Source organism: Limnohabitans sp. JirII-29, from assembly GCF_003063395.1.
GTDB lineage: Bacteria > Pseudomonadota > Gammaproteobacteria > Burkholderiales > Burkholderiaceae_C > Limnohabitans.
This window is the reverse complement of sequence record NZ_NESB01000012.1, coordinates 39,797-59,999: the sequence shown is the minus strand read 5'-3', so window position 1 is coordinate 59,999 and position 20,203 is coordinate 39,797. Positions and strand designations below refer to the sequence as shown.

The following is a 20,203-nucleotide window of genomic DNA, read 5'->3' as shown; positions in this document are numbered from 1 at the left end:
GAAGGAGTCAGGGTTTAGGGTTGAAGTGATTCTGAGACCACTACCACCGTGCGCTGATCGCCGATGCTGATCACCACTGTGATGGGCAGCATCGCCGCCGAATCGGCCGAGGTGACCAAGGCTTTTTGGCTGGCGTCGTAGCGGATCCACGCGGGCAAGGGTTGGTTGTTTGGCAAGGTCACATTCACGCTTGTGTTTTCACCAGAGGGTGTGGTGGCTGATGAGATCACCGCTTGTGGCAATGCAATCACCAAGGCTGTCGTCGTCACATTGGTCGATCCCTGGGGCAATATCACGGTGACCAAGCCAGCGGTTTGGGCCGTGGGCAGCGAGATGGTGTTGATGCGAATACCGGGGATGGCCTGGTTGGTCGAGGCTTCGCTCGCAGGCGCAGGCGCAGGCGCAGGCGCAGGTGCAGGTGCAGGTGCAGGCGCAGGCGCAGGCGCAGGTGCAGGTGCAGGTGCAGGTGCAGGTGCAGGTGCAGGTGCGGGTGCGGGTGCGGGTGCGGGTGCGGGTGCGGGTGCAGGTGGAGCGACAGTGGCGACTGGCAGACTCGGGGGCGGTGCCGCAGGGAAGCTCACCACCTCATCAGGAGAGGTCAGCTTGACCATGTTCATGGTGTTGCCACCATCTGACGCTTTGGGCACCGCATTCACGGCTTGCGTGATGACGTAATTGGCCATGTTGGCCACCCCAGCACCGGGACTGACCGCGATGGATTTGACGTAGTTATCGTCGTTGCGAGAGACATCTTTGTACGCCAGAGACAGCACGTCGATCTTTGGAATCGTCTCGCCATTTTGCAAACCGACCACGGTGAAATCTTTGGCGGCAATATCAGGCAGGTCGGTCTTGGCTTTGAACAATGTCTTGACGGCGATACCCAGGGGCGCTTTTTGGATGGTCGCCATTTGCGTACCACCCACCAAGGTGTAGTTGGGGTTGTCAAGGGTGAAGCTGGTGCTGGCGAATTGGTTGTAAACGCCCGCATTGGGACTGGCCACGGTGACGATACCTGCATTGATCGAGGGCGAAGCCTCGCTGCCAATCATGCCTGTCAATGCATAGAAGTTGCTGCTGTTGAGGGTGTTGTCAAAGCGGTTGTTGCCTTCGTATACCTTGGTCAAAGCCAAGTTCAAAGGGGCTGGCTTGACCTCTCCCACAGTGCCCGTGACGCTGTTGACAAAGGTGTAGCCGTACACGGGCTTGCCATCTTGTGTGGCCGTGAGCACCAAGCCCGTGACCTGCACATCTTTTTGAGCACCGACGTCTTTGGCCGTGGGCCCCGTGCCTGCGCTCACATACAAGCCGTTGGTCGGTTTGTTGAGCGTCAGCACATCTTCCGCCCCCGAGAGTTGTCGCACCCCGTTGACGTGAGCGTAGTTCCCATCCGTCAGATACGCATGGGTCGTACCGTCGTAGTTGCGCACCACCGTGCCCGTCAAGCTGGCCACAGCCACAGGGGCATAGGCGTAAAGCAAGCCATTGCCAGCGGGTACGTTTTGCAGCGTGTCACGACGCGCGTTGTAGTACACGTAGTTGTTGCTCAGTGTGTTGAGGCTGTCGCCAGAGGCGGCATCCACAAACGCGTTGGGGTTGGTGCTCCAGACTTGCCAGCGGTTCGCATTCGAGGTGCTCAGCGCGCTGGCACCGGCTTGGTTGATGAACCGTGAAGTCTCTAGCACCACGTCACCCCCTGTCGACGCCACGCTGCTGCCCAGTGCCACGGTGGTGGGTGCAGAGCTGATGAGCGTGATGTCCCCGGTGCTTTTGACGCCTGTGTACGTCACGCCACCGGTGGTGACACTGCCAATCGTCATGGGGGCGCTATTGTTCAGCTCAATCGCTGCCGTGCTGTTGGCCGCAGCCAAGCGTGACACGGTGTTGCTGGTGTTGCCCAACACCACTGCTCCTGAGCCTGTCAGTGCCAAGCCCGCTTGGCTGGCGTCTACCACGCCGCTGACGGTCAATTTCTGGCCCGACACATCCATGCGGCTGTCGGCGCTTAAAAGCACAGGCCCGGTCCAGCTGCTGTTGCCATGGGACGCACTCAAGGTGCCGCCTTGCAGTGTCAAGGGCTTGGCAGCCACCGTCACCGCTTGCAGATCCAGCACGGCGCCAGAGGCCACGCTGATGGGGGCGGTGTTGGCACCTAAACCCTGGTCGTTGGAGATCGCCAAAGTTCCGGCCTTGACCTGGGTGGAGCCTGAGAAGCTGTTGGCTTGGGTCAGCAACAAGGTGCCAGCCCCCTCTTTGAACAGATCCACCGAGCCCACCACGTGGCCTGTGACACTGCCAGTACTGGCAAGGTCAATGTGTGTGGGCGACTGCAACGTAACGCTGCCGCTGAATTGCAGGTCGTTCAAGGCTTTGATTGACACCGCAGACAGCGTCGATGCGTTGCCAATCAGGGTGGTGGTCGCCGTGTTGGTAAAGCTCGACAGTGCTTGGTTCGCACCCACTGAGTTTTGAAGATTCAATGTGCTGTTTGCGCCGCTTGCGTTGACTGTCAACGCGCGTGGCGTGCTGTCGCTGTTGAGCGTGCCATTGAAAGTGATCAGGCCGTCAGCGCCTGAGCGGGTGATTTGCGTATTGGCACCCAAGGTCACGGAGCCGTTGTAGCTTTGGTTGCCAGACGTGTTGATAGTTCCGCCATTGAGTGACAAGCCTGATGCGGTCAAACTCAAATCGTTCAAATCGTGGATGCCACCTGCGGCACTGGCCAGCAAAATTTGGCTGTTGGTTCCTGCTGCGGACACCGTCAACGAGCGCGGCGTGTTGTCGCTGTCAATGGCGCTGTTGGCGGTGATCACGGCGTTGGGGCCGCTGGCCGAGAGGGTGGTGTCAGCACCCAAGGTGACCGGTCCGGTGTAGGTCTGGTTACCCGTGGTGTGGACGCTGCTGCCGTTCAAGGCAATCGCGCTGGCGCTGGTGTTCAAGCTGGCCAGTACAGCGGTGTTGCCCACCGTGCTGCTGACCACCACGCGGCCACCGCTGCCCGTTGCACTGAGGTTCAAAGCCCGCGCCGTGCTGTCGCTGTCAATGGCGCTGTTGGTGGTGATCACCGCATTGGCACCGCTAGCCAACAGGGTGGTGTCGGCGCCCAAGGTGACGGGGCCACTGTAGGACTGGTTGCCTGTGGTGTTGACGCTGCTGCCGTTCAAGGCAATCGCGCTGGCGCTAACGTTGAGTGATGTCAGGGCGTTGGTGTTACCCACTGCGCCATTCAAGACCGTCGAGCCATTGGCCCCAGAGGCATTGACGGTGAGCGCCCGTGCGGTGCTGTCGCTGTTGATTGTGCTGCCGGTGTTAATCACCGCATTGGCAGCGCTGGCCAACAAGGTGGCATCGCTGCCCAGCGTCATGGCACCTGCATAGCTTTGATTGCCGGTAGAACTGACATTGGCGGCCAGACGCGTGGTGCCGCTGACGTTGACGCTGCTGACGTTGGTCACATCGCCGCCGAGGTTGGCGTTGCCTGTGACGTTCATGCGGTAGCCCGCACCTGCCACGGTGGAGCCGCTGGTGGTGATGACGTTGTTGCCGGTGAGTGCGGTGTCGGCACCCAGCGTCACCGCACCTGCGTACGTCTGGTTGCCAGTGGTGTTGACGCTGCCGCCGTTCAAGCCGATGTTGGCGGCGGTCAGGTTGAGGGAAGTCAAAGCGTTGGTGTCACCCACTGCTGCATTGAGGGTCACGCTGCCATTGCTGCCGCTTGCGTTCAGGGTCAGCGCCCGTGCCGTGCTGTCGCTGTTGACCGTGCTGCCCGTGGTGATCACGGCATTTGCACCGCTGGCTTGCAAGATGGCGTCGCTGCCCAAAGTCACAGCCCCTGTATAGCTTTGATTGCCGGTAGAACTGACATTGGCGCCCAGACGCGTGGTGCCGCTGACGTTGACGCTGCTGACGTTGGTCACATCGCCCGCGAGGTTGGCGTTGCCTGTGACGTTCATGCGGTAGCCCGCACCTGCCACGGTGGAGCCGCTGGTGGTGATGACGTTGTTGCCGGTGAGTGCGGTGTCGGCACCCAGCGTCACAGCACCTGCGTAGGTCTGGTTGCCTGTGGTGTTGACGCTGCCGCTGTTCAAGCCGATGTTGGCGGCGGTCACGCTGAGTGCTGTCAGCGCGTTGTTGTTACCCAGCGCAGCGTTGATCACCACGCGACCACTGCTGCCTGTGGCGTTGAACACCAAGGCGCGAGGCGTGCTGTCACTGTCGACTGGACTGTTGGTGGTGATCACCGCGTTGGCACCGCTGGCCGAAAGCGTGGTGTCTGCGCCCAAGGTGACGAGACCGGTGTAGGTCTGGTTGCCCGTGGTGTTGACGGTGCTGCCGTTCAAGGCAATGGCGCTGGCGCTGACGTTGAGTGCTGTCAGCGCGTTGGTGTTGCCCAGCGCGCCATTCAAGACCGCCGAGCCATTGGCCCCCGAGGCATTGACGGTCAGCGCCCGTGCGGTGCTGTCGCTGTCGACAGGGCCGTTGGTGGTGATCACCGCATTGGCACCGCTTGACAACAAGATGGCATCGCTGCCCAGCGTCATGGCACCTGCATAGCTTTGATTGCCGGTGGTGCTGACATTGGCGGCCAGACGCGTGCTGCCGCTGACGTTGACGCTGCTGACGTTGGTCACATCGCCCGCAAGATTGGCGTTGCCTGTGACGTTCATGCGGTAGCCCGCACCTGCCACGGTGGAGCCACTGGTGGTGATGACGTTGTTGCCGGTGAGTGCGTTGTCGGCACCCAGCGTCACAGCACCCGCATAGGTCTGGTTGCCTGTGGTGTTGACGCTGCTGCCGTTCAAGCCGATGTTGGCGGCGGTCACGCTGAGTGCTGTCAGCGCGTTGTTGTTACCCAGCGCAGCGTTGATCACCACGCGACCACTGCTGCCTGTGGCGTTGAACACTAAGGCGCGAGGCGTGCTGTCACTGTTGACGGCGTTGTTGGTGGTGATCACGGCGTTGGAGCCGCTGGCCGAGAGGGTGGTGTCTGCGCCCAAGGTGACAGGGCCACTGTAGGTCTGGTTGCCCGTGGTGTTGACGGTGCTGCCGTTCAAGGCAATCGCGCTGGCGCTGACGTTGAGTGATGTCAGGGCGTTGGTGTTACCCACTGCGCCATTCAAGACCGTCGAGCCATTGGCCCCAGAGGCATTGACGGTGAGCGCCCGTGCGGTGCTGTCGCTGTTGACCGTGTTGCCGGTAGTGATCACGGCGTTTGCAGCGCTGACAGAGAGGATGGCATCGCTGCCCAGCGTCATGGCACCTGCATAGCTTTGATTGCCGGTAGAGCTGACGTTGGCGGCCAGACGCGTGGTACCGCTGACGTTGACGCTGCTGACGTTGGTCACATCTCCGCCGAGGTTGGCGTTGCCGGTGACGTTCATGCTGTAGCCCGCACCTGCCACGGTGGAGCCGCTGGTGGTGATGACGTTGTTGCCGGTGAGTGCGGTGTCGGCACCCAGCGTCACAGCACCTGAGTAGGTCTGGTTGCCTGTGGTGTTGACGCTGCTGCCGTTCAAAGCAATGGCGCTGGCGCTGACGTTGAGTGTTGTCAGGGCGTTGGTGTTACCCAATGCGCCATTGAAGACCGCCGAGCCGTTGGCCCCAGAGGCGTTGACGGTGAGGGCGCGTGCGGTGCTGTCACTGTCAACAGGGCCGTTGGTGGTGATCACGGCGTTGGTACCGCTGGCCGAGACGGTGGCATCGCTGCCCAGCGTCATGGCACCTGCATAGCTTTGATTGCCGGTAGAGCTGACGTTGGCGGCCAGACGCGTGGTGCCGCTGACGTTGACGCTGCTGACGTTGGTCACATCTCCGCCGAGGTTGGCGTTGCCTGTGACGTTCATGCTGAAGCCCGCACCTGCCACGGTAGAGCCGCTGGTGGTGATGACGTTGTTGCCGGTGAGTGCCGTGTCCGCGCCCAGCGTCACCGCACCTGCATAGGTCTGGTTGCCTGTGGTGTTGACGCTGCTGCCGTTCAAGCCGATGTTGGCAGCGGTCAGGTTGAGGGAGGCCAGCGCGTTGTTGTTGCCCAGCGCAGCGTTGACCACGGCAGAGCCGTTGGCCCCAGAGGCGTTGACGGTGAGCGCCCGTGCGGTGCTGTCACTGTTGACGGCGTTGTTGGTGGTGATCACGGCATTGGCACCGCTGGCCGAGAGGGTGGTGTCTGCGCCCAAGGTGACGAGACCGGTGTAGGACTGGTTGCCTGTGGTGTTGACGGTGCTGCCGTTCAAGGCAATCGCGCTGGCGCTGGTGTTCAAGCTGGCCAGTGCGGCGGTGTTGCCCAGTGCGCCACTGAAGACCGCCGAGCCATTGGCCCCCGAGGCATTGACGGTGAGGGCACGTGCGGTGCTGTCGCTGTTGATTGTGCTGCCGGTGTTAATCACCGCATTGGCAGCGCTGGCCAACAAGGTGGCATCGCTGCCCAGCGTCATGGCACCTGCATAGCTTTGATTGCCGGTAGAACTGACATTGGCGGCCAGACGCGTGGTACCGCTGACGTTGACGCTGCTGACGTTGGTCACATCTCCGCCGAGGTTGGCGTTACCTGTGACGTTCATGCTGTAGCCCGCACCTGCCACGGTGGAGCCGCTGGTGGTGATGACGTTGTTGCCGGTGAGTGCGGTGTCGGCACCCAGCGTCACAGCACCTGAGTAGGTCTGGTTGCCTGTGGTGTTGACGCTGCTGCCGTTCAAGGCAATGGCGCTGGCGCTGGTGTTCAAGCTGGCCAGTGCGGCGGTGTTGCCCACCGTGCTGCTGACCACCACGCGGCTACCGCCGCCTGCTGCACTGAGGTTCAAAGCCCGTGCTGTGCTGTCACTGTTGACGGTGTTGGTTAGCCAAATGATGGCGTTGCTACCGCTGGCCGATAGGTTGTTATCTGATCCCAGCGTGATGTTGCCGATGTAGGTCTGGTTGCCCGTGGTGTTGGCGCTGCTGCCATTGAGGGCGATGGCCGTGGTGTTGACGCTGAGGTTGGCCAAGGCCGCACTGTTGCCCACAGCACCCAACACCACCACACGCCCCGTGGCGTTGCTGGCGTTCAAGTTCAAGGCGCGCGCCGTGCCATCGCTGTTGACCGTGCCGTTGAGGGTGATCACGGCTGCCGCGTTGTTGGCCTGCATCTGGGTGTTGGCGCCCAGGGTGATGGACCCTCGGTACGACTGGTTCCCATTGGAGGTGATGCTCGCTCCGTTGAGTGCGATGTTGGTGGCATTGAGCGTCACATTCGTCAGCGGCCCTGTGTTGCCCAAGGCACCGTTCAAGATCGTGCTGCCGCCTGCGGTGCTGAGGTTGATGTTGAGCCAATGCGCAGCCGCAGCATTGCTGTTGACCGTGCGGTTGAGCTTGACAGTGGCCGTGGCGTTGCTGGCATTGAGGTTGACATCGGTTTCCAGAACCACCGTGCCGTTGTAGGTTTGGTTGCCGCTGGAGCTGACGTTGCCGTTGAGGCTGCTGTTGCCCGTGACCCAGAAGTTGCCAAGGCCCGTGAAGTCGCCACCTGTGACCAAGTTGCCACTGTTGGCTGCGGCCACGTTGTTCACACTCAGGTTGTAGTTGCCACCCACCAAGGTGGCGTTGGTGGTGACCGTGGTGGCATTCATGGTCGTGTCTGCACCCAAGGTCAACAAGGCGTTGTAAGTCTGCGCCTTGGTGCTCACAAAAGAGCCGCCCGTCAGGGTCACGCTGCTGTTGCCGTTGACGGTGATATTGCCCGCGTTGCTCACGCCGTTGTCGGCATAGGTCAACGGGGTGTCCAGGTTGAAGCTGCTGGCACGTGAGAACAGTTCCAGCGACGAGATGGTGGTCAAGTTGGTGGCAAAGCTTGCGCGCTTGGTGGTGCCGAGGGTGGTGTTGAGATCGGTGTTCATGCCCGAGGCCGAACTGTTTTGCGTGCTCAAGCGTGTGATGCCTTGGACGACCTTGCCCATCACATTGGTGTTGGCGTCTTTGTAGAGGTAGGCGGTGTTGTCGGTGAGGATGCGGTCGGTATACGACATGCCTGCCACCGTGCTGTTGACGGTGCTGTTGCCGTCAAGCATCAACAAGGTGGCCAATTGCGTGGTGTTGAAAAAAGGCACGCTGAGGGTCACGTTGAAGGTGGCCCCTGCGGCAGAGCCACCGCCGCCACTGATGGTCACATTGGGAGCCGATGTGTAACCCGTTCCGGCGTTGGTGAGGGTGATGCTTTGGATGGCGTTGGTGGCCACATTGGTGACGTTGTATCGGGTCGACGTGGCGGCGGCACCCGAGCCACCGCCTCCGCTGATGCTGACCGTGCCGTTGTTGACGTAGTTGCTGCCGCCGCTGGTGACGGTGATGTTGGCAATCGTCTCAGGAATGGCCGAGTCGCTGAACAAGGTGTTGGTGCCCACCACGCTGTAGTAATAACCGTTGACCCCGGTAGACGCCGTGCCGCCGTTGAGCAAGGTGCCCGATGTGTATTGCCCCACCTGTGCGCGTTGCGCCACAGACCCATTGCTCAAGTAGGCATAGCCTTCAATGCCGCGTGCTTGTGTTGGGTAGAACACTTGCAGATAGGGGAAGAGGCCTGTGCTGGTGTTCCAGTTGGTGTTGGACGCATTGAAGCCCACGGTGTTGCTGAGGGTGTCTTTGAACTGCGCAGTGGTCAAACCGGTGCCAAAGCCACCGCTGACGGATTGGTTGGAGGTGTCGGTGTTCCAATACAAATTGGATTTGGTCACGCGAAGCGCGGTGGCGTTGAAGTTGCCAAACACGCCCCCGATGTTGGCCGGGCTGGGGCTGCTGGCGGTGTTGAAGCTGGTCATGCCCGTGGCGTAGCCGTTGGTCAAGGTGCCTCGGTCTGCGTAACCGATCAAGCCACCCACGTTTTGCGTGCCCGTGACCGAGCCCATGGCGTAAAAGTCACTGATGCTGCCGATGAAGTTGGTGTCTAAGTAGCCCACAAAACCACCGACGCCTCCTGTGGTGGATGCGGTCGAGGTGTTGGTTTGCGTCACCGCACCGGTGGCATACGAGGTGTTGATCGTCGCGCTGTTGGTGATGTAGGCAGCAAAGCCCCCGACCTTGCCCAAACCCGTGGCCGAGCCCGCAGCGCGCGAGCTGGTGATGCTGCCGTTGTTCATCGTCCCAACAAAGCCGCCCACTCGGCTGCCACTGGCGGTCAACCCCGTGTCGCCTGCTGAGACCACGGTGTTGGCAAAAGAGGTTTGGATCGTGCCGCCGTTTTGGTAGCCTGCAAAACCGCCCACCGAGTAGGGGCCCACCACTGTGCCCCAAGCGCCTGAGTTGCTGATGGTGCCGCCATCTATCCATCCGACAAAGCCACCCAGATAGTCGTTTTGAGCGCTGGTGCTGGTGCTGCTGGTGGCGTTGCTGATGGTGCCGGAGTTTTGCCCCACAAAACCACCCACACGCTGTGTGCCTCTGACGCCCACCAAGCTGGTGGGGTTGACCACGCTGATGGTGTCCGACGAGTAGCTGATGGTGCCCTGGTTCCACCCAGCAAAGCCACCCACGTAGTACGAGTTGCTGCTGTTGGCGGTGTAAACATAGCCCGTGGAAGACGAGGTGTTGATGGTGCCCACGTTGAAGCCCACCAAGCCACCTATGTAGTTGTTCGTGGCCGTGACGTTGCCCGAGCTGGTGCCAGAGTTGACCACCGAGTCATTGCGACCCACCAGACCGCCCACCTGCTGCCCACCGCTGACAGAGCCACTGGACGTGGGCGCTGTGAGCGTGCCGGAGTTGTAGCCTGCGAATCCACCGACGTAGGCACCTAGACCCGTGACGTTGCCCGTGGCGTAGGCGTTGGTGACGGTGCCGCCCCCTATATTGCCTGCCAGACCGCCGACGTAGTTGGAGTTGCCAGTCACTTTGCCGGTGGCATAGGCACTGTAGATGTTGCCGCCGTCTGTGCTGCCTACCAAGCCACCCACACGCTCGCCTGCGCCTGTGACATTGCCCGTTGCGTAGGAGGTGACAGAGCTGATGTTGTTGCCTAGCTGGTTGAAACGACCCGCGAGCCCGCCCACATAGGATGAGCTACCCGTGACATTGCCCGTGGCGTAGGACGCATCAATGTAGGCCGCATAGCCAGCCAGGCCGCCCACGTGATCGCTGGGACCGATCACATTGCCTGTGGCATACGTGGTACGTACCCAGTTACTAGCGTAGCCGACCAAGCCGCCCGTGTAGGAAGAGGTGCCTATGACATTGCCAGTTGAATACGAGTTGTCGATGGTGTTGTCTATGTGGCCAACCAATCCACCGGATTGGTTGCCACCTGTGACCAAGGCCCCGGTGTAATTCGAGTTGTTGATGCTGCCACCCATATAACCCGCCACGCCACCGGTGTAGGTGCCGCCTGTCACGGTGGCCGTGCTGTTGCCGTAGTTGATGGTGTTGCTGTAGCCCGTCAGGCCGCCCACATAGTCGGAGTTCGAGGTGACGTTGCCACTGCTGTAAGCGTAAGACAGGGTGTTGTCGTGGTGACCAATCAGCCCCCCTGTTTGTTGGCTGCCTTTGACCAAGCTGCCGATGTAGCGCACGTATTTGACGTCTGTGCCCGTGACATAGCCACCGATACCGCCGGTGTAGGTGTTGCCGGTGTAGCCGGGCACACCGGCGTTGGTCCAACCCGTGACCGTGCCGCTCATTTGGGCGTTGGTGATGTAGCCCGACGAGAACGAGCCCACCAAACCACCGGTGCGTTCCCCGTTGCTCTCGACATTGCTGGAGACAAAGGTGTTGTAGCTGGGAGTGCTGTTGACTGAGACGTTGACCCCCAGTTGGCCCATGGCCTCTCCGGCCAAACCACCGACGTAGTTAAAACCCTTGACCAAGCCGATGGTGTGGTTGCTGTTGCTGATTTCTGAGTAATTGGAGTTGAGGTAACCGACCAAGCCACCGGTGCGGTAAACCGAAATATTGGTTTTGGCCACGCTGGTCACAGCGCCCGTGCTGCTGCTGCTGGTGATGCGCCCGAACTGGATTTGCCCGGCCAGCCCGCCCACTGCGTTGACCCCTGTGACGTTGGCCGATGAGCTGATGTTGGTCAACTGCAAGGTGGTGGTGTTGTTGGTATTGCGCCCCCAGCCATAGCCCAACACGCCGCCTGCGTTGCTCCAGCTGTTGTTGTTTTCGCCTCGGTCATCTTTGTCAAGGCCAATGATGTTGTAGTAGTTATCAGTGCCAGTGACGTTGCCTGAGGTGTTGGCATCGGTGATGTTGCGTTGCCAGTCCGAGCCTGCCACCAGCCCCAAGTTCATCATGCCGTTGATGCTGCCGCTCACGCTGAGGTTGGCGAGCGATAAATTGGCGCTGGCCTGCGTGCTGTTGTTGCGCAAATGGCCGATGAATCCTAGGTTGGATGTGTTTTGACTCAACGACAAATTGCTGATGATGGCGTTGTTGCCACGCAGTTCACCCGCCACATAGGGCACATGCAGGCCCGCAGGCAGGCTCAGGGCAGCGTCCAGGCTGAACTTCAGTGCGCTTTGGTCGGCATAGCCCAGATAGCTTTTGAGTTTGTCAACGCTGTCAATGCTGTAGTAGCCCCCTGACAGGGTGAAGCTGTTGGCATCGTTGGCCGGGCCACTGGCCAGTCCATTGAGTGCGCCAGCGTTGTACCAGGTGTTGAATTGGGGCCCATACAAGCCGCCGATGGTCAGCAGGCCGTTGGCGTCGGTCAGAAGCAAGCGGGTGGACGGGCTGTCAGGCGTGTAGGCCCGGATGGTGATGCCCGCCATGTTGTAGTGGGAGTTGGTCACTTCCGCGCCGGGCGAAAAATAGCCAATCAATCCACCCAAGTTCGCGTCGGCGGTGATGTTGACACTGGCCGTGGTGTTGATGACTTGGCCATAGCTGCCCAGGCGGCCGATCAAGCCGCCCACGTCGTAGCGGCCACTCATATTGCCCGTGGCATAGCTGTGGTTGGTAGGGCTGCCATAAGCCGAGCCCGTCAGGTTGGCGCTGTCACCCAGTTGACCTTCGAAGTAGCCGATCAAGCCGCCCACGTAGTCGCCCGTGGCGGTGATGTTGGTGGTGGCGTATGAGCCTTGCACCACAGCATTGACGCTGTTGGCCACCCCGATCAATCCACCCACATAGGTATTGCCAGACACGCATGCGCCAACGTAGCGGGAGTCTCTGATGGTGCTGGTGCCATACAAGCCACCGATCAAACCACCCACGTAAGAGCCGCCATTGGTGGTCACGTTACCGCTGGCACTGACGTTGGTGAGTGTGTTGGTGCTGTCGAGGTTGCCAACCAGGCCCCCTGAGTTGCTGCTTGAGCCCGATAAGTTGGCGCTGGCGCTGGAATTGCTGAGCGTCACACCCGACATCCAACCCACCAAACCACCCGCTTGCCACCCGCTGTTGCTGGAGGTTACGTTGGGCATGGTGCTGGTCAAGTTGTTGAAGACGCCGCTGGACAAACTGCCGACCAAGCCGCCCATGTAATCGGTGCCTGTGACGTTGCCAGAGGCGGTCCAGTTGTTGGACATGGTGGCGCTGCCAATGGCTTGCCCGATCAAACCACCGGTTTGTTGGTTGCTTCCCGTGACGTTGCCACTGGCGCTGAGGTTGTTGGCTGCATTGGCTGTGACGGACGCATGCGCGTAGTTGCCAACGGAGAGGTAGCCCATCAAGCCACCGCTTTGGTAGCCAGAGGCATTGATGTCCAGATTGGACGTGAGTTGGTTGACGGACGAACTGCCGACATAGCCCGCCACGCCACCCGTGTTGCCGCGCAAGTCTTGCCACTGGTCCCCGTCTACGCTGTACGACATGGTGCCGATGACCATGGCTTGGGATGCATTGGTGACCGAGGCCAAGCGCGTGGCGCTGACGTTGCCCATGGCACCGTTGCCAAAGTAGCCGATGAAGCCGCCCGTGTTGTCGAGCCCGCGCGTGGTGCCGCCCAAGATCGCACTCGAGTTGTACAACACGCCACCGTAGAGCGAGCCTATGGCCGTACCCACATAGTATTGGCCGTTGACGGCGTTGTAGTTGCCAACGCTTTCATAGGGAACGCTGGCGACTTGCAGGTCGCTGATCGTGCTCTTGTGCGCAAAGCCGAAGAAGCCCACGTTGGAGGTTGACGCGTTCCAGGAGAAGTTGCTTACTGCGAAACCATTGCCTTTGAATTCAGCCGCTGCAAAGTAGGGCACGAACTTGGTGGTGGCTGCCGCCACGTCCACGTTGGCGGTGAGTTTGAACTTGTAGGCGTTGGCGTTGCCACTGGTGTCGCCTTGTGCAAACCCCATCAGGTTGCTCAGGTCGTTTCTGGCGCCGATGGTGTTGCTGGAGTTGATGGTGTAGTAACCACCATCGCTGTCGAAGTAATTGCCAATGGTCAACGCGCGTGATGCCACGGTGCTCGCGTTGCTGCTCACCCAATCGCTGAATTGACCGCTGTACAAACCGCCGATGGTGAGCGTGGGGTTGCCGTTGATGAGCGAAGCGCTGACGTTGTAGTAGGTGTTGGACAGGTAGGCACCTGGCTTTAAAAAGCCCACGATGCCGCCGTAGCTGTTGCTGCCGGTGACGTTGCCCGAGAAGTAGGCGTTGTTGATGCGCCCAGCGGTCATCTCGCCGACCAAACCGCCGACAAAATTGGAGCCGATGACGTTGGTGTTGCCACTGCCGCCCGCATAGGCGTTGTTGATGAGGACATCGCTTCGGCGTTGTTCACCCACCAAGCCGCCCACATAGGTGCCGCCTGTGATGTTGGCGTTGGACACGTACGAGTCATTGATGGTGACACCATTGCGTGCCCAGCCGACCATGCCGCCTGTGGCACCTGTCGAGTTGATGGTGATGCGCGAACTGGCGTTGCTGACGCTGGAGTTGGAGATGGTGATGCGCCCATCCACGTAACCCGCTAGACCACCCACCCCTAGATCACCTGTACCACTGCTCACTGACGTGCCGCTGTAGCTTGAATTGTTGAGGGTCACAGAGTAGGTGGCGTATCCCACCAGGCCACCTGTTGCAGCGTAGTTGGTGCTGCGCACCGTACCGCTGGCCGAGACATTGGTCATCACCATGTTGTCCCATGTGTAGCCCACCAAGCCGCCCACGTTGGACCAGTAGTTCAGCACATTGCCCGATGCACTGGCGTTGGTGATGGCCCCGGAATAGTGATAGCCGATCAATCCGCCGACACTCGAATACGTCGACGTCAAGCAGCCCGTGACATTGCCTGAGGCAGAGGCGTTGGTGACCGCTCCCCAGTTGTAGCCGACCAGGCCGCCCACGTAGTTGCCGCTGCCGGTGACGTTGCCTGTAGAGTCGGAGTCGGAGAGCCCGAAGTTGTTCCACTTTTCGCCAAACAGACCTCCCACTGAGTTGCTGTTGCCAGTGCTGATGATGGTGCTGTTGAGGTTGTGCACGTTGCTGGCCGTCATCAAGGTGCGTCCCGCAATGCCACCGGTTTGTGTCAAACCCGTCACGGGGTTGTTGACGACCCAGGCGTCGCGGATCGTGCCGCTTTCGGTGTAGCCCACGATACCGCCGGCTGCTGAGCCGCTGCCAGTGAGGTTCACCGACCCATTGGCTGCCATGATGCCGGTGATGTTGGCTCCGTTGGCATAGCCCGAGAGGGTGCCAAGGTAATTCATGTTGAGGCCGGTGACGTTGGCTTTTTCAAACCGGACGTCTTGCACCACGGCACCGCCGCCCAATTGGAAAAACATGCCCGAGAAGTTGACGCCGTTGCTGCGGATGCTCAGGTTGGTGACGGTGTGCCCCAAGCCCGCCAAGCTGCCTGTGAAGCTGCCGTTGCGAACGTAGGTGTAGGGGTAGGGGTTGCCGATGCCTGTGCCGTTGTCTTGTCCTGCCACGCCTGGCAGCAAAAAGCTGGTTGCATCTATGTCGGTGCGCAGAGCGTAATTGCCAGTGGCCAAAGAGGTGTTGAGCTCTGCCAGTGTGGTGATGAAGGTGTAATTTTTGAGGTTGGCGCTGTTGGTGCCGTCTTGTGTGGTGAAGGTCTGACCCGAGGCACCGCTGAATTGCAGGCGTCCAGCAAACCCACTGCTGCTCAGGCCAAAGCCGTAATAGCCCACGTTGTTGCCCCCACCCGTGGCTTGGCTGGTTTTGATGGCAATGCTGCTGTTGGCATTGTTGATGGACACAGGGGCCAAGATGTTGACCGATGTCGTGCCAGACAAGGTCAGTGTGGCGCCATTGCTCCAATTGGTGTAAGTCGACGAGGCATTGTTGGCGATGGTGACGTTGCCGCCAAAGTAGCTTTGGTTACCGGTGATGCTGATGTTGGCGAGGCTGTCGAGGGTGACGTTGGCCGTGGCGCCTGTCTTGCCCACGCTCAATGCACCCAAGCTGCCGCCGCCCGTGCTGAACAACAAGTCGGTGCTGGTGGTCACCGTGCTGTTAAAGCCGGTGGCGCCGGCTGCGGTGCTGTGCTCAATGGCCAAGGTGCCAGCACCGCTGATGCTGGCTTGTGCGGCAATCGTTCTCGGGTTGGCGACTGTCAAGGTCAGCGTTCCAGCGCTGATGGTGGTCGCACCCTGGGTGGCGTTGCCAAAGTGGGTGGTGGCATCGGTGAGGGTCAGGTTGCCCGAGCCGCTTTTGGTGAAGGTGCCCGTGCTGGCCGCCACGGTGGCCAAGGTGACGTTTTGGCCATTGGTGTCAAACGCATAGGCCTGGCTGGCGCTGGTGTTGAAGCGCGACGAATAGTCCACTGTGTTGGTGGCGCTGAACTGCAAGGCCCCGCCCGTGAAAAAGATTTGCCCTGACGGACCTATGGCATTGGTCGCATTGTTTGCACTGGCGCTGGCGTGGTCCAGCCTGAGTTTGCCGCCTGCCAAGGTGGTGCTGCCGGTGTAGGTGTTGGCACCCGCCAAGCCCCAAGTGCCTGCGCCGTCTTTGACCAAACCGCCAAGTGTGGTGTTGAGCACGCTGTTGACGCTGCCGCCTGTGCCGCCGCCGAGAGTGAGCACATTGTTGCCACCCGCGATGCTGCTGCTGAGGGTGATGTTGCCGCTGTTGCCTGAAATGGTGGCAGCACCCGCCAAGGTGATGTTCTGGCTGAGCGCGACGGTGGACGCGTTGCTGTTGGCAATGGCACCCATGCCGCCCGATCCTGCGCCGCTGATGCTCAGGTTTTCTTGGGTGCTGAGGTTCAAGCCGTTGAGGTCGAGCGTGCCGCCACTGGTCACGAGGGTGCTACCCGCTGTGGTGCCCAGCGGCGTGTTGCCGCCAGTGCCCACAGACCCTAGTTTGAGCACGCCAGCGTTGATGTTGGTGTACCCCGTGAAGGTGCTGTTTCCAGAGACCGTCCAAGTGCCCGCGCCCGTTTTGTTGAGCTGGCCGCTTCCGGTTCCCAGCACACTGGCCAAGGTGCCGCCTTGTGCACCGTCCAAGGTCAGGTTCAAGGCCGCGCCAGTGATGGTGCCGGTGTTGCTGAGGTTGATGGCCCCAGTCCCCCCTGTGATGGTGGTGCTGGCGCCCAGGGTGATCAGGCCCGAATATGTGGCCGTGGATGCGCCGGTGTTTTTCAAGGCACCGTCATTGGCGACGCCTGTGCCGCTCAAGGTCAGAGCTTCGCTGGTGGCGAGGCTCCAACCGTTGAGGTCGAGCGCAGCGCCAGCGGCCACGATGGTGCCCGCAGCGTTGGTGCCCAAGGGACTGTTGGCCCCAGAGCCAGCCGCCCCGAGTTGGATCGTGCCCGCGTTGATGTTGGTGACACCGCTGTAGCTGTTGGCCCCACTCAAGGTGGTGGTGCCGGTGCCTGCTTGCGTCAAGCTGCCTGAGCCCGCCAAGATGGCCGACACGGTGGCGGCATTGCCCACCGTGTTGTTGAAGGTGTAGCCCGTTGCGGTCAAAACGCCCGTGGTGCCAGTGATGCTGCCGCCCGTACTTCCAATGGTGACGGCCCCTGTGCTGATGCTGTTGCTGCCTAAATTCAGTGTGCCGCCGTTGACAGTGAGCGCTGCACTGCTGTTGCCCAAAGCGCTGGCACTTCCTACGTTCAAGGTGCCGCCAGTCACCGATGTGCCGCCGCTGTAGGTGTTGGTGCCAGACAGTGTTTCGCTGCCCGCAGCCAGCGTCAGGCCACCCGTGCCGCCGATGACGCCTGCATAAGTGCCCGATGCATTGCTCAGCGTGAGGCTTTTGCTGCCAAGCACTACACCAGTGGTTGCAGAGGAGGTGCCTGTCAAAGAGACCAGGGTCGCCCCGCTGGTGGTGCCCGAAATATCCACAACACCAGCGCCGGAGCTTGCCACGCTCGACGAGCTTGCGATGCTGCCTGAGCCAGACAGCGCCAGCGTGCCGTTGCTGATGGTTGTGGTGCCGATGTAGCTGTTGGCACCCGTGAACTTCAACGTGCCCGTGCCCGTTTTTGTGACGGATGCACCTTTCAAGCTGGAATAGTCGTTGATGATTCCAGACATCCATAAATTGTTGCTGACGTTAAAAGTCAGCGAGCCACTTGGGCCACTCACCAACGTTGCGGGTGCTGCAAATATGTTGTCGACAGTACCAATAGACGTGACGATCCTGGCCGCACGATCACTTCCGAATTTCATGGCATACGATGAACTGCTAGAACTTACTTGCGCAGCAACACCATTGCTTGAATCAAGCGTGATGTTTCCGAAATACGAAATACTGTCCTGGCTTGGATTGGAGTTATTGAATAACAACTGCCCACCGCCATACACGTAGACGGAGGTGTTGGATGAAGCGGAGAAAATACTTCCTCCATCGAATTGCAATACACCACCATTGACGGTGTAGGCCTTACCCGCGTTGGAAGATTCAAATCCGAAATTGGATGCTATTTCCAATTTCCCAGAGTTCACCGTCGTTTGCCCGGTGTAGCTGTTGTTTGCGTTCACCTTGGTTGCACCCGAACCCGATTGGATGAGGGCACCTGTGCCCGAGATCACACCCGAAGCGGTGAGGTTGCCGCTCTGCGCAAAAGTCAGCGTGCCGTTATTGCTCACCGCGTTTGCAAAGCTCGACCCCGTTGCCTGGTTGAGCATCAGCGTTGCGCCACTGGCCACGTCCACCGCGCTCGACGCATTGAGCGAGCCCGATGTGCCGTCGCCAACTTGCAGCATGCCGCCACTGACCGTGGTGTTGCCGGTGTAGGTGTTGCTGCCCGTGAGGGTCAAGATGCCGGTGCCGCTTTTGGTCAGGCTACCGCTGCCACTGAAAATACCTTCAAAATTTCTAGCGCCATTGCCTCCGCCGGTGCTCAAGTTCAAGTTCAGTGCATTGGCTCCGCTGTGACCGATGGTGACGCCCGCATCCACTTTGATGCGGTTGATGGCGTCAAGCGTCAAGGTGGATGCGGCACCCGATGTTTTGATGATGTTGTCTTGCACATAGATGTTGCCAAGTTCAACCGTGCCATTGGTCGTCGTGTCTGTCGCGCTGGTGCTGATGGTGACATCTCCAGCATTCAAGGCCGTGACCAGCGTGCTTGCACCGATGCCACTGGTCGTTTGGGCGGCAGTGCCTGAACTGATGGTGAAGTCGGTGGGGTCGATCAGCCAAGTGCCTGACTTGCCTTTGGGGGCGAAGGTGGTGACGGTGGTGTTGTTTTGAATGACAACTTGAGACCCTGAGGTTTCAATGAATCCACCGTTGCCACCCAAATCTCCGCCCTTGGCTGAGAGCGTGCCGCCAATTTCAGCGCTGCTGTTGGCGTTGCTCAAATCGGCGATGGCCGTGATGGTTCCGCCTTGTCCTGTGCTGTTGGGGGCTGCATCGGCTTGCAGGGTGCCGGTGTTGACCACGCGTTGGCTGGCGGACAGTCGAATCACCCCCCCGTTGTCCACCAAGCCGGTGGCTTGTACGACACCTGAGTTTTTGACGATGCCGCTTTGCAGCTGGTTGGCGGCTTGTGCCGACAAAATAATCAGGCCACCCGGTGCTTGCACGGCTTGACGGTTTTCCACCAAGGCTGCGATGGTGGCAGGAGCCACCAAGATGTTGGTCAGTCGGTTTTGTTTGTCAAATTCGAGTTCAAACGTTTCACCCGCAGCCATGACCACAGTGCCGAGTTTGGCCACGACCAACCCGCTGTTGCGCACCTCAGGTGCCAGCAAGGCGATGTAGCCCGCCAGGCCCGCAGAGATGGTGCCTTCGTTGATGATTTTTCCGGTGGCGCCATCGCGGGTGTACTTCAGGAGGCCAGCCATGAAGTCGGTGTCGCTGATGCCGTGGGTGGTGGCGGTGAACGCGCTGGTATCGACCGACGCCGTGGGCGAGAAATACACGCCCGACGGGTTGGACATGATCACTTGCCCGTTGGCGTTGATTTGCCCATAGATCTGTGAAGCAGAGTTGCCCAGGATGCGGTTGAGCAAGACGCTGCTGCTGCTGGGCTGCGTGATGTTGACCTTGGCCTGTGAGCCCACGTTGAAGCTTTGCCAGTTGATGGCGGCACGCTGGCTGTCTTGCGTGATGGCCATGGTGGCACCGGATTGCGAAATTTTGGCGCTGCCAGCGCTGACTTGGCCGCCCATGGGTAACTGGGCCGGTGCCAGTGTTTGGGCAAAGGCGGCGCTCCAACACAAGCCTGCGCTCGCCAAAGCGGCCCACATCGTTTGCAACGCCAGGTCTAGGTTGCTTGCTGTCACTGCGCAAACGCGAGCGCGCGCCGTGCCTTTGCCGCAGGATTTGGCTACCTCTGCAACCGCGACAAAAGTCTGGGTGTTCTTATTCCAAAGGACGCGGTGGATCTTGTTCATGACTTACCGCCCCACCTTTTGCTGCCAGGCTTGCGTGGTTTTTGAGCGATCGCGTCTTGACCTTCGAGAATCGCGTCGACCCATCCATCGAAAAGGGTGCAATGCGCGAATCGCCGAAAGAATATAGAATCGCTGAAAATTCAGCAAAAGTGATTTAAATACCCATTAAATTCAGAATAATCAATTGAAATTAAAAATTAATTAAATTAATTATAAACAATAAAAATGATATTTTTATTGTTTAGATAGTTAAATATTCGAAAAGTAGCCTTCTAGCTCGGCGAATAGTTGAATAAAAAAAAGCCGCTGCACGCGTGTGCTGTCTTCACGAAATATTCATGCAGTAATTCTTAGGCTGGGACGAGAACTTTGTTTTTATAAAAGAGAGCGCTAGCAATACGGCGTAGCTCATATGTGCCGCAGCCGACTTATTGGGCCCTGACTCCATTGAGCGAGCTGCCGGTGGTTTTTTTGACCGTTTAGATGTGACTTGA

1 protein-coding gene is annotated in these 20,203 nt (G+C 59.8%); it reads right to left on the bottom strand.

The window, feature by feature from the left end:
- Nucleotides 1-14: 14 nt before the first annotated feature.
- Entirely contained in the window at nt 15-19,709 is a 19,695-nt protein-coding gene (locus B9Z39_RS15565; RefSeq protein WP_108302423.1) for an autotransporter-associated beta strand repeat-containing protein, read from the bottom strand.
- Nucleotides 19,710-20,203: the final 494 nt, after the last annotated feature.